Annotated in this window: 20 protein-coding genes; 10 read left to right on the forward strand and 10 right to left on the reverse strand. The window is 67.8% G+C overall.

What is annotated here, in order from left to right:
* Positions 1-9: 9 nt before the first annotated feature.
* The 5 genes from DFR24_RS16280 to DFR24_RS16300 are packed head-to-tail and all read left to right on the forward strand — an operon-like array spanning position 10 to position 5,791.
* Entirely contained in the window at positions 10-1,119 is a 1,110-nt protein-coding gene (locus DFR24_RS16280) for a fatty acid desaturase family protein (RefSeq protein ID WP_246051678.1), read from the forward strand.
* Positions 1,116-2,117, forward strand: a complete 1,002-nt coding sequence (locus DFR24_RS16285) for a diacylglycerol kinase family protein (protein ID WP_133882435.1) — start codon at positions 1,116-1,118, stop codon at positions 2,115-2,117. The genes DFR24_RS16280 and DFR24_RS16285 overlap by 4 nt, the downstream gene beginning before the upstream one ends.
* Positions 2,118-2,131: 14 nt before the next feature.
* Entirely contained in the window at positions 2,132-3,886 is a 1,755-nt protein-coding gene (locus tag DFR24_RS16290) for an ABC transporter ATP-binding protein (RefSeq protein WP_133882436.1), read from the forward strand.
* Positions 3,879-4,823, forward strand: a complete 945-nt coding sequence (locus DFR24_RS16295; protein ID WP_133882437.1) for a lysophospholipid acyltransferase family protein — start codon at positions 3,879-3,881, stop codon at positions 4,821-4,823. The genes DFR24_RS16290 and DFR24_RS16295 overlap by 8 nt, the downstream gene beginning before the upstream one ends.
* Positions 4,820-5,791: an NAD-dependent epimerase/dehydratase family protein gene (locus DFR24_RS16300; RefSeq protein ID WP_133882438.1), complete on the forward strand. Its 972-nt coding sequence runs from the start codon at positions 4,820-4,822 to the stop codon at positions 5,789-5,791. Before DFR24_RS16295 ends, DFR24_RS16300 begins: the two co-directional genes overlap by 4 nt.
* A 281-nt stretch (positions 5,792-6,072) precedes the next feature.
* Here the strand turns inward: DFR24_RS16300 and DFR24_RS16305 are convergent, their stop codons facing one another.
* Together DFR24_RS16305 and DFR24_RS16310 are read right to left on the reverse strand one after the other, a co-directional pair.
* Positions 6,073-7,182, reverse strand: a complete 1,110-nt coding sequence (locus tag DFR24_RS16305; RefSeq protein ID WP_162851256.1) for a glycosyltransferase family 4 protein — start codon at positions 7,180-7,182, stop codon at positions 6,073-6,075.
* Between the two features lie 43 nt (positions 7,183-7,225).
* Positions 7,226-8,140, reverse strand: coding sequence for a 2OG-Fe(II) oxygenase (locus DFR24_RS16310; protein WP_133882440.1), 915 nt, complete (start codon positions 8,138-8,140; stop codon positions 7,226-7,228).
* A gap of 85 nt (positions 8,141-8,225) precedes the next feature.
* Between DFR24_RS16310 and DFR24_RS16315 the strand changes: the two genes are divergently transcribed.
* Together DFR24_RS16315 and DFR24_RS16320 are read left to right on the forward strand one after the other, a co-directional pair.
* On the forward strand, positions 8,226-9,749 hold the full coding sequence (locus DFR24_RS16315; RefSeq protein ID WP_133882441.1) for a surface carbohydrate biosynthesis protein: 1,524 nt from the start codon (positions 8,226-8,228) through the stop codon (positions 9,747-9,749).
* Positions 9,749-10,918 carry an N-acylneuraminate cytidylyltransferase gene (locus DFR24_RS16320; RefSeq protein ID WP_162851257.1) on the forward strand — a complete coding sequence of 390 codons (1,170 nt, stop codon included), beginning with the start codon at positions 9,749-9,751 and terminating at the stop codon, positions 10,916-10,918. The genes DFR24_RS16315 and DFR24_RS16320 overlap by 1 nt, the downstream gene beginning before the upstream one ends.
* A 64-nt stretch (positions 10,919-10,982) precedes the next feature.
* Here DFR24_RS16320 and DFR24_RS16325 read toward each other — a convergent pair whose 3' ends face one another.
* The 5 genes from DFR24_RS16325 to DFR24_RS16345 form a co-directional block, all read right to left on the reverse strand.
* Positions 10,983-12,479 carry an N-acetylneuraminate synthase family protein gene (locus DFR24_RS16325; protein ID WP_133882443.1) on the reverse strand — a complete coding sequence of 499 codons (1,497 nt, stop codon included), beginning with the start codon at positions 12,477-12,479 and terminating at the stop codon, positions 10,983-10,985.
* Between the two features lie 21 nt (positions 12,480-12,500).
* A complete protein-coding gene (locus tag DFR24_RS16330; RefSeq protein WP_210772517.1) occupies positions 12,501-13,532 on the reverse strand; it encodes an acylneuraminate cytidylyltransferase family protein in 1,032 nt (343 codons plus the stop codon).
* A gap of 70 nt (positions 13,533-13,602) precedes the next feature.
* Positions 13,603-14,835 (reverse strand): CDP-alcohol phosphatidyltransferase family protein, encoded by a 1,233-nt coding sequence (locus DFR24_RS16335; RefSeq protein WP_162851258.1) that lies wholly within the window; start codon positions 14,833-14,835, stop codon positions 13,603-13,605.
* A 258-nt stretch (positions 14,836-15,093) separates the two neighbouring features.
* A complete protein-coding gene (locus tag DFR24_RS16340) occupies positions 15,094-16,656 on the reverse strand; it encodes a hypothetical protein (RefSeq protein ID WP_136249389.1) in 1,563 nt (520 codons plus the stop codon).
* A 190-nt stretch (positions 16,657-16,846) separates the two neighbouring features.
* A complete protein-coding gene (locus DFR24_RS16345; protein ID WP_133882446.1) occupies positions 16,847-17,995 on the reverse strand; it encodes a glycosyltransferase in 1,149 nt (382 codons plus the stop codon).
* Between the two features lie 104 nt (positions 17,996-18,099).
* Between DFR24_RS16345 and DFR24_RS16350 the strand changes: the two genes are divergently transcribed.
* Positions 18,100-19,209 carry a sensor domain-containing protein gene (locus tag DFR24_RS16350; RefSeq protein WP_133882447.1) on the forward strand — a complete coding sequence of 370 codons (1,110 nt, stop codon included), beginning with the start codon at positions 18,100-18,102 and terminating at the stop codon, positions 19,207-19,209.
* Between the two features lie 68 nt (positions 19,210-19,277).
* Here DFR24_RS16350 and DFR24_RS16355 read toward each other — a convergent pair whose 3' ends face one another.
* The 3 genes from DFR24_RS16355 to DFR24_RS16365 are packed head-to-tail and all read right to left on the reverse strand — an operon-like array spanning position 19,278 to position 22,245.
* Entirely contained in the window at positions 19,278-20,153 is an 876-nt protein-coding gene (locus DFR24_RS16355) for a hypothetical protein (RefSeq protein WP_133882448.1), read from the reverse strand.
* 33 nt (positions 20,154-20,186) lie between these two features.
* On the reverse strand, positions 20,187-21,128 hold the full coding sequence (locus DFR24_RS16360) for a hypothetical protein (protein WP_162851259.1): 942 nt from the start codon (positions 21,126-21,128) through the stop codon (positions 20,187-20,189).
* 4 nt (positions 21,129-21,132) lie between these two features.
* Entirely contained in the window at positions 21,133-22,245 is a 1,113-nt protein-coding gene (locus tag DFR24_RS16365) for a CDP-alcohol phosphatidyltransferase family protein (protein WP_133882449.1), read from the reverse strand.
* A 75-nt stretch (positions 22,246-22,320) separates the two neighbouring features.
* On the opposite strand from DFR24_RS16365, the gene DFR24_RS16370 reads away from it, so the two are divergent.
* Both DFR24_RS16370 and DFR24_RS16375 read left to right on the forward strand, forming a co-directional pair.
* The gene (locus tag DFR24_RS16370) at positions 22,321-23,217 is read left to right on the forward strand and encodes a metallophosphoesterase family protein (protein ID WP_133882450.1); all 897 of its coding nucleotides are present in this window, start codon (positions 22,321-22,323) and stop codon (positions 23,215-23,217) included.
* A gap of 176 nt (positions 23,218-23,393) precedes the next feature.
* Positions 23,394-23,837, forward strand: coding sequence for an HIT family protein (locus DFR24_RS16375; protein ID WP_133882587.1), 444 nt, complete (start codon positions 23,394-23,396; stop codon positions 23,835-23,837).
* Positions 23,838-23,839 lie beyond the last annotated feature (2 nt).

Below are 23,839 nucleotides of genomic sequence, written 5' to 3' on the forward strand. Positions count from 1 at the left end.
GTTTCCGAATTGCGCGCCGAACCCGCCGCGGACCCGGCTGCCGAAGCAGCGCGCGCACGCGATGCGGCGTGGTACCAGCAGGCTCGCGAGATCGTGGGAGACCTGTACCAGCGCTCGCCGCTGATCTACTGGACCGACTTCCTGCTCAGCATCGGCGTGGCCTGGGGCCTGACGGCGGTGTACTTCACGGCACCGACGTGGAGCGCGGCCCAGATCCTGTCGTTCGTCGGCTCGAGCATCCTGTTCTTCCGCGCGGGCACGTTCATCCACGAGCTGGTGCACATGCCGCCCAACCAGATGACCTGGTTCGGCCGCGTCTGGAACCTGCTGATGGGGATCCCGCTGCTGGCGCCGTGGATCATGTATCGCAACCACGTCGATCATCACAGCGCCCGTTATTTCGGGACGCCGGACGACGGTGAATACCTGCCGCTGGCGGCCTCGCCGGTCAGCGAGATCCTGAAGTACCTGGCGCAGGCGCCGCTGCTGCCGCTGTTCGTCGTGGTGCGCTTCGGCATCCTGGCGCCGCTGTCCTGGCTGCATCGTGGGCTTCGGGAATGGGTGCTCACGGCGACCTCGGCCGCGGTGTCGAATCCCTACTATCGCAAGCGCTTCCCGAAGCGGGACGAGAATCACCTGAAGATCGTCGAGGCCCTGTGCTTCCTGTATCTGGCGGGACTCGTGGCGCTGGTGGTCAAGGGCGTGATCACGGCGCATCACCTGCTGCTGGCGTACCTGCTGTTCGCCTGGACCTTGAACCTCAACTGGGTTCGAAACCTCGCCGCGCATCGCTACGGCAATCAGGGCGATCGCATGACGCATCTGGCGCAGTTCAGCGACTCGATCAACATCACCGGGCAGACCTGGCTGACGGTGCTGCTGTTCCCGGTCGGCCTGCGCTACCACGCGCTGCATCACCTGTTTCCGTCGCTGCCGTATCACAACCTCGGCGAGGCCCATCGCCGCCTGAGCGAGCGCCTGCCGCCCGACGCCCCCTATCACGCGACAGGACGTGAAAGCTTCTTCGCGGCCGCGGCCGATCTCTGGCGTGCAGCGGGACAGACCGCACCCGGGCAATCCGCGATGCGTCGATGGCTGCGTAAACCGCAGCTCAATTGAACGCTCCGCTGGCCGCGCCCCTGGCGCCGCCGGAAGCCGAGCTTCCAGCCTGTCTGATCGTCAATCCGAAGAGTTTTCGCGCCTCGCGCGGTGGACTCGCGGCGCGTGCGGTGGCCTTGGCGAAGTCCTATGGGGCCGACGTGCTCGAGATCGACGCCGGGTTCGGTCTGCTCAAGGCGCTCGACGAGCGTCTGGCACGCGGAATCCGCCGGATCTTCGTGCTCGCCGGTGACGGCACCATGCACGCGATCGTCGAGCACCTGGCGCGCCTGCCCGCGGGTTCGCTGGTTCCGGAGCTGATGCTGCTCGGCGGAGGGCGCACCAACCTCACGGCTGCGGAGTTCGACGGCAACGGCGATCTGCTGAAGAAGCTGGAATCGGCGCTCGCGCGGCATCGCGACGGCCGCGCCTTCGAGATCGAGGGCCGCCGGCTGCTGGTGCTCGAACAGGAGCCGGCGCCTGCGCGCCACGGGTTCTTCATCGCTGCCGGTCTGGTCGACGAGGCGATCCGCGAGTGTCACGACTACCAGCAAGGCGATGGCAGTTCCTTTCGCAAGGGTCCGTTCGCGACGCCGATCCATCTGGCGAAAATGGCGCTGCTCGGGCTGATCGGACGCGGGCCGCTGAAGAGCCCCCAGATGTCGATCGACGCCGGCGAGCGTGGATCTCTTGCAGGCCCGATGCGCATCGTCCTGCTCACCACGCTGGAACATCGCAAAGGCTTGTTCGACCCGTATGCGAAGCGCGGGCAGGGCACGCTGCGGCTCACGGCCATCACCGCCGGCGCCCTAGCGTTCTGGACCTGCCTGGCGCTGGTGGCGACGGGCCGCTTCTTCGAATTCATGAACATCCGGCGCGGATACCTCAGCGGCCGCTGCGATCGCGTCGAGGTCATGGGCCTTCGGCATTACGCTCTCGACGGCGAGGAATTCGAGGCCGACCCTTCGCGCCCCGTGATCATCAGCAGCGGCTTGCAGCTCAGCTTTCTCCGCCCGTGAAGAAATCCAAGAAGTTGACCGTACCCTCCACCGGCGCCGAAACGCGCGGTGCCTGGATGATGATGCTCGCGTTCGTGCGCGGCTATCCGGGACGTGCCGCGGCGGCGCTGTCGATGGTGTTCGTCGCGGGCCTGCTCGATGGCCTGGGCCTGTCGATGCTGCTGTCGATGCTCACGCTCGCGACCGGCGATCACAAGGGCGATCCTTCGTTGCCGGAAAAGGTCGCGCTGCAGGTGGCCGACTTCCTCGGGCTGCAGCCCAGCGCACCAAACCTGCTGATGCTGGCCATCATCCTGATTTCGCTGAAGGCCGCGATGTCGCTGCTGGCCAACCGCCAGGTCGGCTACACGGTGGCCTACATCGCCACCGACCTGCGGCTGACCTTGATCCGCGCGGTGCTCGGCGCACGCTGGAGCCACTACCTGCAGCAGTCGGTGGGCCGGCTCTCCAACGCGATGGCGTCCGAGGCGCAGCGCGGCGCGGACTCGTTCCAGAACGCCACCGAGATGATGGCGATGGTGCTGAACTCGATGATCTACCTCGCCATCGCGATGTCGATCTCGATGCAGGCGGGCCTTGCCGCGATTGCTGCCGGATCGATATTGCTGCTGCTGTTGAGCCGGCTGATCCGTGTGTCGCGACGCGCCGGTCAGCACCAGACCGTGCTGCTCAAGTCGCTGGTGTCGGTGATCAGCGGGCAGTTTTCGGCGGCCAAGCCGCTCAAGGCGATGGCGCGTGAACAGCACGTCGATGCGCTGCTGTCCGACCAGACGCGCAAGCTCAAGAAGGCGTTGCGCCAGCAGGTCATCAGCCGCGAGGCCCTGATGGCGCTGCAGGAGCCGCTGCTGGCGATCATGGTCGGTGTCGGTTTCTTCTTCAGCCTCGTCGTGCTGAAGATGCCGATGCCCTCGGTGCTGGTCATGCTGTTCCTGCTGGCTCGCGTCGTGGCTTATCTGTCGAAGGCGCAGCGCGCGTTCCAGCAGGTGACGGTGCGCGAGAGCGCCTACTGGTCGATGGTGGAAGCCATCGATGCGGCGCATGCGCAGCGCGAGCCCCGCGGCGGCGAGCGCACGGCGTCGCTCGAACGCGAGATCCGCTTCGACGACGTCAGCTTCAGCCACGGTGGCGTGGCCACCACGCTCGACCACCAGACGTTCGCGATCCGTGCGCTTGCGCTGAACGTGGTCGTCGGTCCATCCGGCGCCGGCAAGACCACGCTGATCGATCTCGTCGTTGGCCTGTTGCAGCCCGAATCCGGCCGCATCCTGGTGGACGACGTACCGCTGAGCGAGATGGACCTGCAGGCCTGGCGGCGCCAGATCGGCTACGTGCCGCAGGAATCGACGATGGTCAACGAGTCGGTCGCCTACAACGTCTCGCTCGGCGAGACGGTTTCCGAGGAGCGCATCCGCGAGGCACTCAAGGCCGCCGACGCGCTCGACTTCGTCGACGCCATGCCCGAGGGCCTGCAGACGCGCGTCGGCGAGGGCGGATCGCGCCTGTCCGGTGGACAGCGTCAGCGCCTGGCGATTGCACGCGCGCTGATCCATCGTCCGCGCCTGCTGATCCTCGACGAGGCCACCAGCAATCTCGACGCGGACGCGCAGACTGCGGTGATCGAGACCATCTGCCATCTGAAGGGCTCGCTGACGATGATCGCGGTCGCGCACCAGCCGCGGCTGATCGCCGCCGCCGATCACCTGTTCCGTCTCTCCGAAGGCCGCATCGTGGCCGTCGAAGCGTCCGCCGTCGCGGCCGTACATGGCTAGCCTGCGACTGCGCATCCGGCGCCAGCGCCGGCGCCTGATGTTCCTGACGGCGCGCACGCTGGTGCGCTGGGCGGGATTCGCGCGCGTGCGCGGCCTCGGCCGTTTCCTCGGCGGACTGCAGTTCCTGTTCGCGCGGCAGGACCGGCAGCGCCAGGCCGAGGATCTGGCCGCCGTGCTCGGCAAGCCGCAGGTCGACGCAAAGGTCGAGTCGGTTTTGCGCGAGGCCTACCGCGTGAACACCGCCGCGGTCCTGGAGATCCTCGCGATGTTCGACCGCAAGCAGGACAGCGTGCTGTCCGATTCGCGCTGCGAGATCGACGGCCTCGAGCATCTGCAGGAGGCGCTCGCCAAGGGCCGGGGCGCGATCCTGCTGCCCTCGCACGCCGGCAACGGCGCGGCGCTCGCGTTGCGGCTCGCCCATCAGGGCCGCCCGGTGAGCGTTGTCTACAAGCAGTCCCGCATGATGACGGCGGGCTTCTTCGAGCGCGGATTCACGCTGTACGGCATCGAGGGCATCCTCGCCAACGAGGGCATCAAGGCCTACGGGAAGATGCTCGGCGCGCTGCGCAAGGGGCGCATCCTGTTCGTCATGCTCGACCAGGGAACCAAGATGGCGCAGGACGGCGTGATGCTGCGCTTCCTGGGCAAGGACATGCCGATGTCGGCCGGTCCGGCACAGCTCGCGCGTCACTCGAATGCGCCGGTGTTGCCGGTGGCCACGATCGGCGCCGATTCCGCGTGGCGGTTTCGTATCGATGCACCGCTGACGCGCGTCGCCGGCGCGAGTCTCGAGGCCGATACGGAGCAGTTGGTTCGCGCCACCGAGCAGCGCATCCTCGAACAGCCGCAGCTGTGGAGCTGGCAGCACCGGCGCTGGCGCAATTTCCCGCTGGCCGTCGACGTGGCGAGCCGCGCACGCGAGGGCGCACTGCGATGAGCCCTGTTCCATCGAACGAAGGCGCGCCGCTGGTCGCGCTGACCGGCGCCAGCGGTTTCATCGGGCGACATCTGGTGCGCGAGTTCGCGAAGGCCGGGTGGCGCGTGCGCCTGCTGCTGCGTCGCGACCCGGTGATCGAGGAATGGCGCGACGTGCAGCCCGAGATCGTGCCCGGCTCGCTGGGCAACCGGACGGCGCTGGAACGGCTGGTCGAAGGCGCGACCGCGGTCGTGCACCTCGCGGGCCTGATCAAGGCGACGAGCCAGCGCGAGTTTCTGAGCGTGAATCGCGACGGCGCCGCGACGCTGGCCTCGATCGCGCGCGCGGTGTCGCCGCATACGCACTTTCTGCAGATTTCGAGTCTGGCCGCCCGCGAGCCGCAATTGTCGGATTACGCGGCCAGCAAGCGCGCCGGAGAAGATGCGGCGCGCGAAGCGTTCGGCGCGCCGATCACGGTGCTGCGTCCGCCCGCCGTCTACGGTCCGGGCGATCGCGAGACGCTGGTGTTCTTCCAGCTCGCACGCCAGCGCCTCGTACCGCTGCTCGGATCGGCCGATGCGCGCGCCGCGATGATCCATGTGACCGATCTGTGCCGCTTGATCGTAGCGCTCGCCGGCAGACCGCCGCGCGATGCGGTGCTCTGCGCGGCCGATGCGCGCCCCGAGGGTTATCTCTGGGAAGAAGTGTTCGGCACGGCGGCACGCGCAGTAGGCAACGCCTCGCCGAAGTTCGTGCGTGCGCCGCTCGCGTTGCTGCGCACTGTGGCGCTGGCCGGCGATGCGGGAAAGCTGCTCGGCTCGGCCAACATGCTCACATCGCAGAAGCTGCGCGAGCTGCGGCATCCGGACTGGGCAGTGTCGGAATCCGAACTCGCGCAGGTGGCGGGATGGGCGCCCGCGTTCGATCTCGACGCCGGATTTGCAGATGCCGTGCGCGGCTACCGCGAGGCCGGCTGGCTGCCGCGCTGAGAGTCCGTGAAAAAGCGCCCGCCTATCTGCGGGGACGCTCCGAAACGGCTCTTGCCACGAATTTCGCGGATCCCGTCAGCTCATGCCATTGGGGTCGCCCGGGGCCATTCTTTACCGCAACGACGAACGCAACGGAGCTGCGATTAAGGCAGCGACGGCAAAGGAAAAAGAAAGGCGCAAAGGATTTCTATTGATCCTTTGCGCCTTTCTTGGCTGTTCTCTGCGTCCTTTGCGTTGGCCTGTGCAGACCTTCAGCTAGTGCCATCGGGGCGAAGCCCGGGCTACGGGCGCTGAGCCTCGCCGAGGAAGTCGAGAATCCTCGCGGCACGATTGTCCCAGGTGTAACCGCGCAGACGCTGCTGCGCCGACTGTGCGAGCCGCGTGCGCAGCGGTGCGTCATGAGCCAGCCGCGATACCGCCTGTGCGAACGCAGTGGGATCGTCGGGCGGCGGCATCAGCGCCGTCTCGCCGTCCTGCAGGATCTCGCGCAGCACCGGCAGGTCCGTAGTGACGATCGGCAGGCCCGCGCCCATGTATTCGAACAGCTTGAGCGGCGACATCCACGCGGCCAGGCTCTCGTGTGCCGGCGTCTTCACGCCGCGCACGACCGATCCGTACGGCGCCAGCGCGAGGTCGTACTCCGGCAGGCGACGCTGGCACTCCTCGTGGGACATGCGGCCCAGGAAGTGCAGGTTCGCGGGCGCCTGTGCCTTCAATGCCGAGATCTGCGCAGGCTCTCCGCCGATCACGTCGAACTGCACATCGGGAACCTGCGCGGCCGCCGGCAGCAGCGTCTCCAGGCCCTTGCCGGCGTGGAAGCTGCCGCAGTAGACGGCACGCGGCACCGTACGATCGTGCTGGCGGGGCGCGTGGATGCAATCAGCGCGCGTGCCGTCGTGGGCCACCAGCACGCGCGACGGATCGAGCGAGGGTTCCCGCCGCAGGATCTCGGCGCGCAGCTGCTCGGAGATGACGACCAGGCCCAGACATCCCGGCGACGCGACGAAGGCCGACAGCGCGGCCACTTGAGTCGGCGTGCGCGGCGGATGGTGCAACTCGAGTCCCGTGGGATAGCCCCAGTGCGCCAGTCGCGACAGCGTCGCCAGCCGGCGTCCGAAGTACAGCGTCTCTCCGTCGCGTGACACGAGCCCGGCGAGTGCCCGTCTGGCGGTCTTCCACAGGTAGTGCGTGACCCGCGTTTCGTAGCTCACGCGATAGGGATGGCGCAGCGCGTAGTGAGCCGCAACCGAGCCGCCGTCTCCGCGCTCGGCGCGCAACGTGACGTCGCAGCCGAGGCCCGCGAAGGCGTCGCACATCAGCGCCACGTGTACCGCGTTGGCAGCGGCCGACGGCAGCGTCGCGTTGGAAACGTAGATCAGCTTGGGCTTCATCGAGCGGCTCGACGGCGGTACGGACGGTGTCCCGTCGAAGCGCTCAGAACCGCCGCGCCAGATCGCGGGCGTCGCCGTGCCAGATGGGGTCGTTGCGAAGATCGACCTGAGCGGATCGTTCCAGCGCGGAGCGCCATGGTACCGGGCTCGGCAGCAGGCACAGCGTGAAGACGTAGCGCGGTCCGAGATGCGGCGTGATGCCGCTGTGCAGCACGCGCGAAGGCTGGAACAGCACCGCATCGCCGGCGCGCGGGCGGTGGTCGTAGGCTGTGAGCGGCTGGCCGGCGAGCTTCGAGAGTTCGTCCAGCGAACCGGTGCGGCGCTTGCCGCGGGCGAACACGTAGCCGCTGCGGGCGACGGCGTCGGTGGCGGCGAGATCGAGATACGAGGTGCCGCCGCCGTGTTCGCTGTGATCGTTGAGGTAGACGAGCAGCTTCAGGTGCGCCCGCGGTCCGCGGTCGCAGTGCCACATGAACGAGACGTTGGCCGGGCCCTGCGTGGGCGCGGTGCGCGCCAGCGTGTACCAGTAGACGAAGTACTCGCTGCCGAAGAATTCCAGGCAGTGCGCATCGACGTCGGCGGTCAGGGCGCTCTCGGCCAGCCGGCGCACCAGCGCGGGATCGTCGAGGTCGTAGCCTTTGAGCTTGGCCGAATCGCGCTTCAGCTGGATGGGTTCCTGACGGCTGGTGGCCGCCTCGAGCAAGCTTGCCGCCGCCTCGCCCGACATGACCTGCTGGACCGCGAAGCCATCCTTCATCACCGGCCCCGGGGACGCGCGAACCGGCAACGGCCGTGCGAGCGCGCTTTTGCACTGCGCATGCCAGGTCGCGAAGCCGCGGCGATCGTCGTGCTCCTCGAACACCTTCGCCACGCGCGACGGATCGAGATCGGGTTCGAACCAGAGCCGGAACTTGCGCAGCAGGACGGCAGGGCCGTGACGATTGAGCGGAATCATCATCAAAGCTTTCCGCTGTTGGCCGATCGCGTCAACTCCGCGCAGCGGCAGCGGTTGCTCGTCGCGGATTCAGGCAAAATTCGCCCGAATGACCGACCGCACCACAACGCTCATCATCCCGGTTGAAAACCAGGTGCGAGAGCTGGACGCCAAGCTGCTGCTGGCCTGCGTCGCGGCGGAGCGAGGGCTCCCCGTCGTCCTGGGATCGCGCACCTACGTCAATTTCGCGATGACGCACCTGCCTCGTGGCCTGTTCCTGGCCAAGAGCCTGCGTTCGATCAGCAAGAAGATGATGAAGATCATCCACGGGCTCGGCCACGAGATCGTGGCCTGGGACGAGGAATCGCTGGTGCGCTACACCTCGCCCGAGTACTACGCGTGGCGCTACTCCGAGGACACGTTCAAGTTCGTCGACCAGATGTTCGCGTGGGGCGAGGACGACGCCGCGTTCTTCAAGAGCTACCACGGCTACACCGGCGTGCCGGTGCACGTCACCGGCAATCCGCGCATCGACCAGTTGCGCCCCGACGTGCGCGGCTACTTCGCGCCGCAGGTGGAAGCGCTCAAGGCACGCTACGGCGACTTCGTCCTGATCAACACGACGTTCTCGTTCGTGAACAATTTCGTGCCCGCGCTGAACCTGATCCAGCGCGACGCCTCGGGCGCCACCCATGTCAGCCGCACGGGCTTCGGCATGAGCCTGCCCTTCGCCACCGGCATGGCGAACCACTACCAGGCGATCTACGACGCCTTCCGCGACCTGGTGCCCAAGCTCGCGAGCTGGTTCCCGGGCCTGCGCATCGTGGTGCGCCCGCATCCGTCGGAAAACCACGACGTGTGGCGCCAGATCCTGGCGGGCCAGCCGCAGGTGGACGTGATCCACGAAGGCAACGTCGTGCCCTGGCTGATGGCGGCCAAGGTGCTGCTGCACAACGGCTGCACCACCGCGGTGGAAGCCAGCGTGCTGGAGACGCCGGCCGTGAGCTACATGCCGGTGACCGCCGAGGTCTACGACTACCACCTGCCGAACGGGCTCAGCCACCAGGCGCGCACGCAGGACGACGTGCGCAGGCTGATCACCGACATCGTCGCGGGGCGATTGGGAATCGTCGCTCCGGAGATTCGGCAGCACTTCTTCGATCGTCACCTGGCGTCGACCCAGGGACCGCTGGCCTGCGATCGCGTGCTCGACGTGCTGCTCGCCAGCGGCTACGCCGATCGCGCGCCTCGAGCCACGTCGGCCTCGGTGTGGCTGAAATCCTGGTTCGCCGGTCAATGGCGCACGTTCAAGAAGCGCGTGAACCGCCTGCGTCCGAATCATCGCAACAGCGCCGCTTATCACGCACACCGCTTCCCGACCGTGACCGCGGCCCAGATCAACGAGCGCATCGCGCGCTTCGGCTCGCTGCTGGGTCGCTTCGGCAGCGTGAGGGCGGAAACGCTGTCGGAACACGTTTTCCGGATCCACGATCCACATGCGGCCGCGCGTGGTGTCGACATCCGCCCGGGCGAACGCGGTTCGACTTCGCAGGACCCATCAATCAACGAAGGGATTACCGAGACCAAGATGAGCGCTTCCCGCTTCCCGCAGGCCACCGAGCAGCTTCGCTGATGGCCATGCGCTGGGTTGCCTTGCTGCCGCTGCGCCGTGGCGCCGACGATCTGCGCGTCATCGCGGGTCGCCCGCTGTACGCCTGGAGTCTCGGCGCGGCGCTCGATTCCGGTTCCTTCGATGCGATCTACGTCGCTTCGGACAACGCCGCGGTACGCGACGATGCCCGCACGCGCTTTGGTTCCCGCGTCCAGGTCATCGAGTGCGCGGCGTCGAGCGCGACGGGTGCCGGCAGCAGCGAGTCGGTCATGCTGGAGCTGGCCTCGAAGGTTCCCTGCGACGTGATGTGCCTGGTCCAGGCCACGTCGCCGGCGACGCTCGCCGAGGACTTCCGCCTCGCACGCGCCCGTTTCGAGCGCGACAACTTGGATTCGCTGCTCACGGGCGTCGAGTTCAAGCGATTCTGCTGGACCGCCGATGGGCAGCCGCTCGGCCACGATCCGGCGCAGCGCACGGAACGCCAGGACGTCGCCGGCTCCGTGATGGAGAACGGCGCGTTCACGTTCACGCGCACCGAGCAGCTCACGCGCACCGGCGCGAGACTCGGCGGACGCATCGGCGTTCATCTCATGCACGAGGAAAGCGCCGCCCCGCTGGAGCGATCGAACTGGGAAGCCGTGGAGCGCCTGTTGCGCCGGCGCGTCACGGTCTCGCGCGACATCCGCATGATCGTGGTCGACGTCGACGGCACGTTCACCGACGGCGGCATGTACTACGACGCCAACGGCGAGGCGCTGAAGAAGTTCAGCACGCGTGACGCCAAGGGCCTGCTGCTGCTGCAGGAAGCAGGCGTGCGCATCTGCATCGTGACCGCCGAGAACAGCGCCGTGGTCCACGCGCGCATGCGCAAGCTCAAATTCCAGGATTACTTCCCGGGCGTCACCGACAAGCCCATCTGGCTTGCGGAGGCCCAGCAGCGCTGGCAGTTGAACCTCGAGCAGATCGCCTACATCGGCGACGACGTCAACGATCTCGCCTGCCTAAGCATCGTGGGGCTGTCGGCCTGTCCCGCGGACGCGGTTCCGGAGGTGCGCGATGCGGTGAAGTACATCTGCACCGCCGAAGGGGGCGACGGCGCCGTCCGCGAGTTCAGCGACATGATCCGCGCGGATCTCGTCGCCTCGGGCCGTGCCGTAGCGCCCGCGAAATACACCGGTGGGCCGCCCTAGGGGTTCCTCACCCGCTTCGTAGCGTGGGCAACGGTTTCATCGTTGCCCACGCGTCGCCCCCGATCTACCAGGTCTCCAGCACCGTCTTGCGCTGCATCGGGTCGAGCCGCGCAACGACCTGATCGTCGTAGATCGAGTCGCCGCGGATGGAGGTCGTGGACACTTCCTCGAAGATGCAACCGCCCGACGTGCTGAAGCTGTGGCGCTGCCCGCGCCCGACCAGGCACAGATCACCCGCCACCAGCTTGTGCGTCTGGCCTTCGACCACGAGCGTCAGATCGCCGTGCAGGATCTGGAACGTCTCTTCCTTCTTCACGTGCCGGTGCGTCGGGTGCCGCTGTCCCGGCAGCATCACGCCCAGCTTCTTGCAGTACTCGCGATTGACCAGGTCGATCAGGATCACGCCGACTTCGCGGAAGGACTGGATCCCGTAGTGATGTGAAAGCTCGATCGAGAATTCCTTTCCGAGCACCACCTTCGCCTCGCTCAACATCGCTTTGGCCTCGTGCACGATGTCGCGCACGTGGCGGACCGCCGACTCGTCGCGCACGTCGAGGATCGGAGCATCCTTCTCGTAATCGCGGCTGGCGACGATCGTTTCCGCATAGTCGCCGCTGGTGCACTGGGACTCGACGGTGATCGGCATCGCGAAGTAGACCGAACTGCGGTCGAGCGTCTCGCCGCGCTTGATGGCGCGCGTGGCGAAGACACCACGGCTGAGTTCACGCAGCGAGACCGCTTCTTCGTTCGGAATCACCTTGTCCTTCGTCGCCGTGTGGCAGATCAGGCGCGTGCGCTGTGCCGCGGCCACCCACTGCTCCACCTGTTCCGGTCCGAGCGAGTAGGTGTTCAGCTTGTGCTGGTCCGTCGCGAGGCCCACATGACGCTCGAGGATCTGCGCGCCCATAGCGACTGCGGCGCGCACGACATCCAGTTCGTCCGGTCCCTCGTGCGCGCTGTAGCCGATCGTCACGTTCGGATAGCGCTGGATCATCTTGCGCATGTAGCCGAGATGGATGGTCTCGATCGGCGCGGGGTAGATGCCGATGCAATGCAGGAGCCCGAACGTCTCGACGTTGCGGTGCTCGAAGAAATTCACGATGCGGTCGATGTCGCGGAACGTGCGACCGCCGGTCGAGGCGATCGTGGGCTTGCCCGCCGCGGCGATGCGCTCGAGCAGCGGCCAGTCGGTGGCGCTGCAGCTGGCGACCTTCAGGATGTCCACGTCGTGGGACAGCGCGAGATCCACCGACGCCTCGTCGAAGGGAGTGACCATGGTCATCAGCCCGCTGGCCTTGGCGGCTTCGAGCAGCGTGAGCATGTCGCGGTCGGGCAGGCGGGTGCTCAGGAAGCGGCCGATGTGCTTGACGTCCGCGCGCCCGACGTACGCGGGGTGAATGAAGCTGTCGAGCTCGCGGTACTGCAGCTTGACGGCGGCGCGGATGGAGTGCCGCCGGGCAATTCCCGCCAGGGCTTCGATGATGGCCAGGCCGTGGCTGATCTCGCCCTGGTGGTTGTTCGCCATCTCGAAGACGAACAGGTTCTCGAACATCGGATGCATGACTACCCTCGAAAAAGTCTTTTAAGTGTTGTGGTCGAGCCAGCGCTGCAGCGCAAACAGCGGAATCATCGCGTCGTCGACGTGGAAATCGGCCCGCGGCTTCCCTCCCACGATGCGATGGTACTTCACGCCCCACTGGTCGAGCCGCTGCGCTGCCTCGGCCGCGGCGTCCGATCCAGGATCGCGCGTGGTGGACACGAGGACGGTGTTGCCCAGGGAATGCAGGCGATTGACGACCGCGATCGTGGCCGGATTGGGCGTGGAGGTGCCCAGTTTGTCCTCGGTGCCGTCGGCCACGAGTGCAGACAGGCTGAAGACGAAGGTCTTTCCGCTTGGCAGCGCGCCCGACGCATTCCAGGCTGCGGCCGCGAAGTCGAACTCGGTGTCGATGTCGTGGATCTCCGACATCCGGTACGGCAGGATCCGCGACCCCGTCATCGAGCGCGCATTCAGCAGCACCTCGGCGCGGACGACATCGATGGCGGCGTTCTGGAGATACACCGGAGGCAGTGCCTGGCGCGCCACGTTGTGCGCGTCCGGGATGTCGCTTTCCAGCAAGGGACGCAGCAGGCCCGAGGCCTCGTCGAGTCGCCACATCTTGTACGGCGTGTGGGGAGCGAGCGTGACGGAACGCACCGAGTCGACGTCGGGACGCTCCAGCAGCATCGCCACGGCGCCTTCGATGTCGGCGACGTCGCGCAGCGGATACGTGGGCCGCAGGTGCAGGCACAGCTCCGGGCGATAGTTCTCTTCCTGCTCCAGCCACTTCAAGGCGTGCAGGAAGACTTCCAGGTCGGTCGAAAGATCCTGCGCGATGTCGGCGGGCCGCAGGAACGGCGCCTCCGCACCATGGTCGCGGGCGACGCGCGCGTAATCGGCGCTGTCGGTCGAGACCAGCACGCGATCCACGTTGTGCGCCGCCAGGCCCTGCTCGATGCTGTGCGCAATGAGCGGCTTTCCGCGGAACGGGCGGATGTTCTTGTGAGGAACACTCTTGGAGCCGCTGCGCGCCGGAATGATCGCCAGCACGCCGTTGCGTTCTCGGGCGGCCACTAAGGGGACTCCGCTCGGCCTGGAGGGAGAGCCCGGAAGGCGGTTCGCCGCATCGATCTCATGACGAGGCTCACCTGGACGAGGCTTGCGCTGCTTCCTTGCCGGCGCGTTCGGGCGACAGGAATCCGAGCCAGATCCCGCGCCAGCCGTGCCAGGCCAACGTCAGCCCCTGCCACACGGTCACGAAGACGAATCCCGCGTGACCTGCGCCAATGAGCAGGGCGAAGGCCATGACGGTCATCGTGATGTTGCGGCGCGCGATGATGCTGCGCGCCTGCTCGTCGAGCCGCGTGCTGGAGTGCAGCGCGTGGCCCAGGCGTCGCTTGGCCACCCGCAGCACGAGGCGATCCGCGACGTAGAACGCAACGAACGCGACGGCCGTCTGGAACAGCGGATCGCTCATGTCCGCCAGCCCGCCGAGGCCAAATGCCCAGGCGAAGTACCAGAACGGCGGATGGACCTGATCGAGCCCGTGATCGAGCGTGTTGCCGATCTTGGAATCGGTCAGCGTCAGCCTCGCGACCTTGCCGTCGACGCTGTCGAGCACGCTCATGACGTACGCGCAGATGAAGCCTGCGAGCCACTGTCCGTGCGCCCACAAGGGCACCGCCGCGAAGGCGAGCACGATGGACAGCATCGTGACCGCGTTGGGATGCACCTTGAACCGCGTGCAGAACTGCGTCAGCGGCCACACCAGCGGCGGATAGACCCAGCGCGTCAGCAGGTCCGTGGAACCCTTGTAGTTCTCCAGGAACATCTGGCGCTCGAGCTCGCGGCGCGTCTGCGGGCCGTCCACCGCGTGGACCCAGTACGGCAGGCTGCGGCGCAGCTTGTCGATGTACGCAGGGAAGCGCTGCTCGTCCAGCGGCGATGCGTGTCCGCTGGCGGTCAGGGCGTTGGCCACCTCCCGCAAGTCGCGCGCGTCCGGCGGAATCGCCTCGATGACCGACGGATCGAGCGTGAGGGCGACCGCCCGCCGCGTTCCTTCGCCACGGCTGGCGACGCAGGTCTGGCCGAGGGTTCCCAGAAACCGGATCAGGCGCGGATCGATCACGTTGGAGCCGTCGATGGCCACGACGGGTGCGCCCGCCTGGCCCAGTGCCCGGCGCAGTCGCAGCCCCAGCGGCGCCCCTTCGTCCGGTCCCTGCTCGGCGCCCGCCCATCCGGTGGCGCGTCCGCCGGAGAGGATCACGTGATCGCTCTGCGGAAGACGGCCCACCGTGCGGCGCAACCGTTCCAGAGGCGGGATGCCGAACAGCCCCTCCGCCGCGGCCAGACCTGAGGTATCGATCCAAAGATTCATTTCGCGTTCGCCCAGAACGAGTCGCATCGACCGACGACCCGGCACAGCATCGTCCGTCCTTTCCTCCACCGCGGCGGGCTCCCTAGACCCGATCCCCGAAGTGGTCGTTATTCAGTCGTGAGGTTCAGGTCCGTCCTGGATCCGACACGACAACAGAAACCGCGGCCTTCAACGCATGGAACAGCGGGCGACCGCAGGAGAAGCAAGGCAATGATAGTGCCGTGCGCGCGGCCGCGCCGATAGAACGGGACAGCCCGCCTACGGTGTCTTCGACTCGGCGTCGAGATGAAGCAGGCGGCCGATCAGACTGCTCGCGAAGTAGATCAAGCCGAGGCTCGCCTGCAGCGGGACGATCCAATAAGAACTGACCGGCAGCGTTCGCGTCAGCGATCCGACGACCTTGCCGCGCCGGGTCTGCACGTGGACTTCTGCATCTTCGGCTCCCCACACGATCCGGCCATCGATCTTCTTGTACGGGTAGGTGCGGGACCAGCGATGTGGACGGTGCAGATAGACCTCTGCCATGCGCTCGCCGATCGGTTGCATGTCGAACGCCAGATAAGGAACGGCGAGCAAGTGCCCCGCCAGACGTCCCTCGCTGAGGACGATGCGGCCGAGCAGCGGAAGCGGAGTGCCGAACGCGCGTCGTATGCGGACCCATCCGATGGCGTCTTCGAAGGCGCCGCCCCGCAGCGGTTGCACGTGACCATCGTCGGTGGCGTAGGTCACGGATCCGCGCTTGGCGAGGTCATCCGGCTCCTTGATCCACTTCGTCAAGCCGCATTCCACGCTCCACTGCCGGCCGGCATCCTGGAACGTGGGGTCGACGAACAACGTGAACAGCCGGCGCGCTTGCGGCTTGTTCCACGGATCTGCGCACAGCGTTTCCGGATCATCCACCTTGTTCGCCGGCTGACGCCGCAGCGGCTCCAGAACGGCGCGGACGAAGAATTCCTTGGACCAGATTCCGGGATTGAACGAGACACGGGAGCGCGGAACCAGCGAAACGAACCACAGCGGATTGCGTTGCGTCGTCTGCCGATCGAGCGCCGCTTGCTTGGTCGAAAGGGGGCCGCGGCAGCCTCGGCAACGGCGACCGGCGCGGGTCGTTGCCAGTCCCAGACGCAGTCGGGTCAGCGTCTCCCAGCCCGAGCCATGCGCCGTGAGCCGCCAGTCGTCCTCCAGCCATACCACCCCGGTACGGCACCGGGCGAGGAGTTCCCCGGCCCGCTCGGACAGACGCCGCGCGGCCTTGAAGAAACACCCCGGCTCTTCGCCTCCCAGGAATTCCAGATCGATGTTGGGCGCGGCGAGAAGGCGCCTCAGGTTGTCGATCGTGTCCTCGACGCAGGTCCCCGAGGCAACGGGATCGATGTTGATCAACCACTTCACCCGCGCGGTCCCGATCAGGCGCAGGTACCCCGGGAAGATGCGCGTGTGCAGGTCGGGCCGGGTGATCGCGGCCGTGAGGATGATGAAGTCGTAGCTCGCCTCCGACGGCGGATTGCGAACGGCGTGGGCTGCCTTCGCCGGAGTCGGCAACCGCGGACCAGCCGGCTGCTGGAGATTCGAGAGGAAGGCCTCGGAGTCCGTCATGTCCGCTGGTCGAAGGGCACGATTGAAGGAACGCGTGCACGGAAACGGGCCCCAACGATCGGCGTCCGCCGAGCCCAACCCCACGCTGGCGCAGAACGGACCGTGGAGCCCGCGAGGGTCATCCGGGACGGCGGTCTTTACCTGTAGCTGTCGGCACTGTAAGCCAGTTGTCAGGTAAATGACAGGTAACTGTAAGGTTGGAAGTTCGGCGGATCCTTCCGGCACGGATCGACAGGACGGCCGTCACCGTCGAGCGCGCCGTCTTCCCACGGATTTCGCGTCGTCGTGGCTCTCGAACGGGGGTGACGAAGGCGCGCGGTCTGCGTCTCAGGGGGCCGACAGGACGAATCGTGCTTCGAGCCTGTCGTCGTCTCGCGCCGCTACGGCAAGGCGCGCTTTGGGCGGTGTCGGCGCCTCAAGCGGAGGGCGGTTGCTGCCACAAATGGAGGTACTGCTCGAGCGCGCGTTCGAGCGAGAACGAGGCCGCACGGGCACGCAGCGCGTCGCGATCCGGCGCCGGCTGTTCCAGCGCCTGCGCCATGGCCGTAGCCAATGCCTGGACGTCCCCTACCGGGACCAGCTGTCCCCAGCGGCCTTCCTCCAGGATCTCGTCGGGACCGCTCGGGCAGCGTGCGGCGACCACCGTCATTCCCATGGCCAGGGCTTCGATCAGCACCGCGGGCAGGCCCTCGCGGCGCGAGGACAGCACGAACAGGTCCGCGCGCGCCATCCACGGTGCCAGCGACCCGACCCGTCCGGGCAACTGCACCGCGTCGGACAGGCCCAGGGACTGAACCTGCGCCTCGAGGTTCTGCCGTTCCTTGCCCTCGCCCAGGATCAGCAGCCGCGCGTCCACGCTCGTGCGCAGCTGCGCGAAGGCGTCGAGCAGCGTGTCGAAACCCTTGACGTGATGCAGGCGCCCGGCCGCGATCACGACTGGCCGGTCCTTGCTCGCCAGCCACGGATGATCGACCGGCAAGGCCGCGTCGGCGACGAAGCGGGCGCGGTAGGCCGGGTTGTAGATCGTGTGCAGCCGTGCCGGATCGACGCCGAAGTTGTCGCGCAGGTCCCGCGTGAGGCCCTCGCTGACCGAGACCACGGCGTCGGCGCGGCTGAAGTGCCGTCGCACGCCACGCTCCGCCTTGGCGTACTTGTGCCAGGACAGCCAGGACGCGTCGGCGCTCAGGTTCTCGCGCTGCGTGAGCATGACGTGCACGCGGGGCCCGAAACGCTGCTTCAGACGGGCCGCGCCGATGTTGTAGTGGTTGAGCGCCGCCACCACGCGTACGCCCGGGTGGCGACGCACGTAGGCGTCGAGCCGGAACCGCGCGAACAGCCCGCGGCCGAGGATCACGCGGCCCACGCGCGGGTCGAGCAGGGGTTCGTCGACGAAGCGCGAGGCCGGCGCCTCGCACAGCATGTCCACCGCCAGGCCGCGTTCGACGAGGGCATTGGCCATGGTCAGCGCCCACTGCCGCACCCCGCCACTGGAACGCTTGGGCCAGCCCATGAGGTTGCAGTAGAACGCGATGCGCAGGCCCTGCGCTGAAGCGGTTTTATTCACGAAGGGATGGCGGACTTTTCCGTAATATCTGCGGCGAAGAGAAAAACGTAAGCTGGAAGAAAGCCGCAAACCGGAACGGTACCAAACCCTTCGTCGCGTACAAAATGAAAGTGGTCTTTCCGTATTTCGGCCAGTTGCATCAGGTCTTCCACTCGCTGCCCATCGCGGCGCAAATGGCGATCCGCCATCCGGATGTCCAGGTCTCTGCCGCGGGCGCCACGTCCGCCCATGTCGACTTCATCCGCGACCTGCTGACCCAGTACGCGCCGGCCGCGCCGGTGAATGTCGAAGCGCTCGAGCGCCCCCTGCTGGACCTCTCCCGCACGAAGAAGCGCACGATGCTGAAGAACCGCGCGTACCTGCGCGGCTTCGACGCCATCGTGACACCGGAGCGCACGTCGCTGTTCATGCGCCTGCTCGGATTGGGTGGTACGCGGCTGATCTGGACGCGGCACGGCGCGGGCGATCGTGCGATCGGCTTCGCCAAGGACGTCAACCGCTTCGACTACGTGCTGCTGGCCGGGCGCAAGATCGAGGAGCGCCTGCTGTCGGCGGGCCTGATCCGGCCCGGTCACTACACCAGCGGGATCTACGCCAAGTTCGACTGGCTGCAGACCCGCGGGACACAGCGTCGCTGGTTCGACAACGATCGTCCGACCGTCCTGTACAACCCTCATTTCGAGCCGGGCCTTTCGTCCTGGCCCGAACACGGCATGGCGGTGCTCGATTTCTTCGCCGCCAGCGATCGCTACAACCTGATCTTCGCGCCGCACGTGCGCCTGTTCGACCCGCCGACGCCGGACAAATACCGCGCGTTCGAGCGCTTCGCGAACGTTCCGCACCTGCGCATCGATCTGGGCAGCGTGCACGGCATCGACATGAGCTATGTCGACGCGGTCGATCTCTACCTGGGCGACGTCAGCAGCCAGGTCGCCGAGTTCGTTGCGCGTCCCCGTCCTTGCGTGTTCCTGAATTCGCATCGCGTGGCTTGGCGCGACAGCCCGGACTACGCGTTCTGGACGCTCGGTCCGGTGATCGACGACGTGGAGGCGCTGCCGCAGGCCCTGGAAGACGCGCTCGAGCGGCCCGAAGCGTTCGGCGCGGTGCAGGCCGCCTACGTGGCGGACACCTTCGGCATCGAGCCCGGCACCGCCTCGGCTGCGCGGGGCGCCGACGCGATCGTCGACTTCCTCAAGCGCGAGTCGGCGACGTAGGCACGTAGCCCGGACGAAGTCCGGGGTTTTTTCCTCCCGCCAAAGAGGCATCCCGGACTTCGTCCGGGCTACGGGTGCGGGGAATCGATGAGCACGACGCGCTTCTTCGCCGCCGGCGGCCGTTCCACGGCGGCGCGCACCGCAGTGACCCAGCCCAGTTCCCGCGCCAGCGACCGGTACCAGAACACGTCGCTGCCCACGAGCCGGTTCGCCAGCGCGTCGAGGCCCGCATCGCCGGCCTGGACCTGTTCGAAGTGACGCTGCAGATCGGCCTTGCGCGCCATGCTCGTGTAGTCGCGGTTGCGCAGCACCCAGGCGGCACCGCGCATCGCGAGCCAGTGGCGGGCGGCGTCGGGCCCGCGACACAGGCTGCGTACGCGCCGCAGGTCGAGCAGGCGCCCGGTCTGCTTGGAGAGCTTCTTGTCGCTGCGATCCCGCTGCAGAACCTTGATCATCTTGTGCACGCCGAACGAGAAGGACTCGAAGTCGCTGGCGATCTCGCCGTGGTTCAGGAACGGCGTCGCGCTGCCGCCACACCAGCTCGCCTTGGCGTCGATCGGTGCCGGGTCGACGAACAGTCCATCGAGGATCGGCGCCCAGCGCACGCCCGAGCGATACAGCGACGCGCCGCGGATCTCCTGCGCCGTGAAGAAATCCTGCAGCGGGAACAGGAAGTGCCGCACGTCCGGATAACGCGCGATGCCGGCGACGACATCCTGCAGTGCGGTGTCCCTGCGGAACGTCATGTCGGCGTCGATCTTGAAGAACAGGTCGTACTCGCCGGCGCGCCGCATCACGACGTCGTGCAGCGCCTCGTGCGCCTCGCGGTTGGGCAGCCCTTCGATGACGTGGTGGTCGGCCTGGAATGTCTGGCGGCGAATCTGTTCCCGCAGCGCCGGCAGCGCGGCCTCGCCGGTCGACAAGGTCAGGATCAGCATTTTCATGCGCCCGTTCTCCGCCGGATCTCTCGGCGCGCGCTAGCGCAGGATGCCAGCGCGACGCAGCCGCCAGTACACGCCGGGAGCGGCGAGCAACGGATGCCGGCGCTGCCAGTCGCTGAGGTCGAGGTGCACGCCGGAATGGCGCTCGACTTTCCAGGCGACGTAGTCCGCCGCACCGTCGAACGTGCACGCCGCCTTCAGCAGGCGCAGCGCGTTCAGCGGCTTGCCGAGGCGCTGGCGCCAGGCCCAGCGGCGTGCGGCTCCGCGGCGATCCCCGTGGTCGCGCTGGGGCGAGAGCTCGCCTTCGCTGGAGACGTTGAAGGCGATGCCGGCCGCGGTCCATGCGAGCGGCAGCAGTTCGGCGTAGCGCGCCGCGTCACGCGCGACGAGATCGTCCGCGCGACCCGAGCGTTCGACGCGGATCTCGGCGACGTAGGTGCGCGCGAACAGGGCACGCCAGTAGTCCTCCGCGGCGCCGCGCTCCGGACCGAGGGCGGCGGCCCATCGCGCCGCCGTCTTCACCGCGTCCTGCACCGCCGACGCCAGGGCTGCGCGATCGGTTTCGCTGCGCGCGTGGACGCATCGGCAGGGCTGCGAGAAGCGCGCCCACAGCGTCGTGTCCAGACCCTCGCCGGTCATGCCGGCGGCGAACTGCGCGAGGCTCATCACGGCGACCTTGGCGCGCACGGGGCGATCGGCCACGGTCCGCTCGAGATAGGCGACGTTCGGCGGCAGCACGCGGTTGGCCAGCGCCGCCAGGCGCGAGCCGGGCCAGGCGCCGACGTCGTCGAGCAGCACGTAGAAATCCAGCACGCCGTCGAGCGTCTCGTCGCGCAGTCCCGAGCCGTAGAACAGCACGGCGGCGGTCGCGCTGCCGGCGAGGGCGGCGAGTTGGTCGGCCAGTTGCGTGACGGCCGCGTGAACCGGCCGGCGCAGTTCCTCGCCGATGCCATCGCGCAGGGGATCGTTCAGCGCCATCCGCTCAGGACGCCAGCCACGAGCGCAGCGGGCCGTGCCGGCGCGCGAACGCGGCCTGCACGATCTGCACCGCGTGCACGACCAGACAGATCGCCACCCAGGCCGCGACCAGCTCGATGCCCCAGTCGGGCCGGCCGATCAGAAACGTGACCGTGAGGATGATCAGGTTCGGATTGCGCCGCGCCGTGATCAACCGGAAGAAGCTGTCGAAGCGACGCCACACGTGCATGTCCATGCCGAACGCCGCCATGAAGATGCCTTCCTCAGCGCGCTGCAGCACGTAGCCTGCGATGATCACCCACAGCACGACCTGCGGCTCCACCAGCGGCAGGAACGCGGCTGGCAGACCCACGATCCAGGCCCACCACCAGAACGGCGGATGGATCAGGTCGATGCCGTGGTCGAACACGTTGCCGAGCTTCGACGAGGTCAGCGTCACGCGTGCGAGCTTGCCGTCGACGGTGTCGAGGAAGGTCATCGGCCAGGCCGCGAGCAGGCCCCAGCCGTAGTGCCCGGTCCAGAACGCCCACATCGCCAGCAGCACCAGCACGAAGCTCACGCTGGTCACCTGGTTGGGCGAGATGCCGAGGTTGGCGCACACGCGCGTCACGGCGCGCGCCGGGGCCGGCCACAGGTACAGAGTGACGATGTCGGTGACGCCCTTGTACGAGGCGCCGAACACGCGCTTCTCGATGGCTGGCAGCGTCTCGGCCGTCAGCGGCATCAGGAACGGCGGTTCGCGCTTGCGCAGCGCGTCGTTGTAGCCGTCGGCGAGATCGCTGGCCGAAACCGCGCGCGTGTTCGCCGATTTCACGCGCCCTTCGGCGAGCGCGGCGGCCGCTGCGTCGGCATCTTCCGCCGCCACGTTCAGCGCGATGCGCGCGCCATCGGGCGCCAGCAGCACGACGTCGTCGGTCGCCGCCGTCAGGCCGCGCACGATCGCGTCGTCGAACACCCAGTCGGCGCGCAGCAGCACGACGCGCGCCGCGCCCGGCGTGTCCAGGCCCACGCCGAAGCGTGCGAGCTGGCGTTGCAAACGCACGGGGCTGCTCAGGCTCCAGATGCGCAGCAGCGAATCGCCGACGACGCGGCCGGCGACGGAGGGTGCGGTGCTCATGGATCGAGACGGCCGCACGTGGGCGGCGAGGCGTGTGGCATGATCGAAACGCTCAGGAGACAGCGCGGATTATCGATGAACCCGGTCACGTTGGCGCACGTCTCGGACCTGCACCTGCCGTTCGAACCGCAGCTGTCGCTGGCGCAGCGCTTCTCCAAGCGCCAGCTCAGCGCCTGGTCCTGGCGTCGCCGTCGCCATCTGCAGCGCCCCGAGATCCTCGACGCGCTGGCGGCCGACCTGCGCACGCATGCGCCCGACCACATCGTCGTCACCGGCGACATCACCAACTTCTCGCTGCCTGGAGAGTTCCGCCAGGCCGCGGAATGGCTGTCCGCGCTGGCACCCGCGGGACAGCTCAGCCTGGTGCCCGGCAATCACGATGCGCTGGTCGGCGTGGCGGCGGGCGAGGGTCTTGGACGCTGGGCCGAATGGACGCGGCTCGACGAGACGCAGTGGCCGTTCGTGCATCGGGTGGGTGAGGGCATTGCGCTGATCGGCCTGAATTCGGCGCTGCCGACGGCGCCGCTGCTGGCGCAGGGGAGGCTGGGTTCGGGCCAGCTCGCACGCCTGGAGCGCATCCTGTTCGACGAAGGTGCCGCGGGCCGGATCCGCATCGTGCTGCTTCACCATCCGGTCGCGGCGGGCGCCGTGTCGTGGCGCAAGGCGCTCTCCGATGCCCCGGCGCTGCGCGAATTGCTGAGGTGTGCGGGAGCCGAACTGGTTCTCCATGGCCATGCGCGCGATGCGCGGCTCGACGCGCTCGATGGTCCCAACGGCCCGATTCCCTGCCTGTGCGTGCCGTCTTCTTCGGCTCTGCCCAATCCGCGCGACGAAGGCGCGCGCTGGCATCGCGTCGTGCTGGGCGCCGAGCCCGACCGCGCGCAGGTGCTGGTGCGGCGCTGGTCGGTCGAACAGGGCGCGTTCGTCGATGCGATCCGCTACGACCTGCAGTTGCCGCGCCGTCACCCGTAGCCCGGACGAAGTCCGGGGTTGCATTCCGTGTGGGAGGGGAATCCCGGACTTCGTCCGGGCTACGACATGCGGCAGACCCCGGGCGCTTCTGCGAACTGCACGGATAGAATGCGGTCGACCGTCAGTCCCGCTGCGGCGGGCCTTCATCCGTCGACACCCGAGCGGATCTCGAAATGATGACCAACCCCACCGAAACGAAGTTCGGCGATCCGGCCACCCGTATCGCGCAGACCAGCCACTGGACGGTGCTGCTGCGCCCCAAGCAGCCCACGCTCGGCTCGCTGGCCCTGGTGTGCCGTGAGCCGGTGCAGGCGTTTTCGGAGCTCAGTCCGGGGGCCTACGCCGACCTGCGCGGCGTGGTGCGCCGCATCGAGCGGGCGCTGCGCGAGGTCTCGGCCTACGAGCGCATCAACTACCTGATGCTGATGATGGTCGACCCCGACGTGCACTTTCACGTCATCCCGCGGTACTCCGGTACGCGCAGCTTCGCGGGCCAGGACTACCCGGATGCGGGCTGGCCCGGTCCTCCGCAGCTCGACGCCGCGGTCTCGCTGGGAGCGGATGCGCGCGATCGCCTCGTCGCCGCGCTGCATCAGGCCTGGGATCGCGCGGAGGATTGAAG

The sequence above is a fragment of the Panacagrimonas perspica genome (assembly GCF_004364935.1).
In the GTDB taxonomy this organism is placed as follows: domain Bacteria; phylum Pseudomonadota; class Gammaproteobacteria; order Nevskiales; family Nevskiaceae; genus Panacagrimonas; species Panacagrimonas perspica.

Excerpts from the sequence above, each read along its gene's own strand:
- DFR24_RS16295 (WP_133882437.1), top strand. The coding sequence starts at position 3,879 with ATGGCTAGCCTGCGACTGCGCATCCGGCGCCAGCGCCGGCGCCTGATG.
- DFR24_RS16355 (WP_133882448.1), bottom strand. The coding sequence starts at position 20,153 with ATGAAAATGCTGATCCTGACCTTGTCGACCGGCGAGGCCGCGCTGCCG.
- DFR24_RS16365 (WP_133882449.1), bottom strand. The coding sequence starts at position 22,245 with ATGAGCACCGCACCCTCCGTCGCCGGCCGCGTCGTCGGCGATTCGCTG.
- DFR24_RS16360 (WP_162851259.1), bottom strand. The coding sequence starts at position 21,128 with ATGGCGCTGAACGATCCCCTGCGCGATGGCATCGGCGAGGAACTGCGC.
- DFR24_RS16370 (WP_133882450.1), top strand. The coding sequence starts at position 22,321 with ATGAACCCGGTCACGTTGGCGCACGTCTCGGACCTGCACCTGCCGTTC.
- DFR24_RS16310 (WP_133882440.1), bottom strand. The coding sequence starts at position 8,140 with ATGATGATTCCGCTCAATCGTCACGGCCCTGCCGTCCTGCTGCGCAAG.
- DFR24_RS16325 (WP_133882443.1), bottom strand. The coding sequence starts at position 12,479 with ATGCATCCGATGTTCGAGAACCTGTTCGTCTTCGAGATGGCGAACAAC.
- DFR24_RS16305 (WP_162851256.1), bottom strand. The coding sequence starts at position 7,182 with ATGAAGCCCAAGCTGATCTACGTTTCCAACGCGACGCTGCCGTCGGCC.
- DFR24_RS16350 (WP_133882447.1), top strand. The coding sequence starts at position 18,100 with ATGAAAGTGGTCTTTCCGTATTTCGGCCAGTTGCATCAGGTCTTCCAC.
- DFR24_RS16300 (WP_133882438.1), top strand. The coding sequence starts at position 4,820 with ATGAGCCCTGTTCCATCGAACGAAGGCGCGCCGCTGGTCGCGCTGACC.
- DFR24_RS16320 (WP_162851257.1), top strand. The coding sequence starts at position 9,749 with ATGGCCATGCGCTGGGTTGCCTTGCTGCCGCTGCGCCGTGGCGCCGAC.
- DFR24_RS16335 (WP_162851258.1), bottom strand. The coding sequence starts at position 14,835 with ATGAATCTTTGGATCGATACCTCAGGTCTGGCCGCGGCGGAGGGGCTG.
- DFR24_RS16315 (WP_133882441.1), top strand. The coding sequence starts at position 8,226 with ATGACCGACCGCACCACAACGCTCATCATCCCGGTTGAAAACCAGGTG.
- DFR24_RS16375 (WP_133882587.1), top strand. The coding sequence starts at position 23,394 with ATGACCAACCCCACCGAAACGAAGTTCGGCGATCCGGCCACCCGTATC.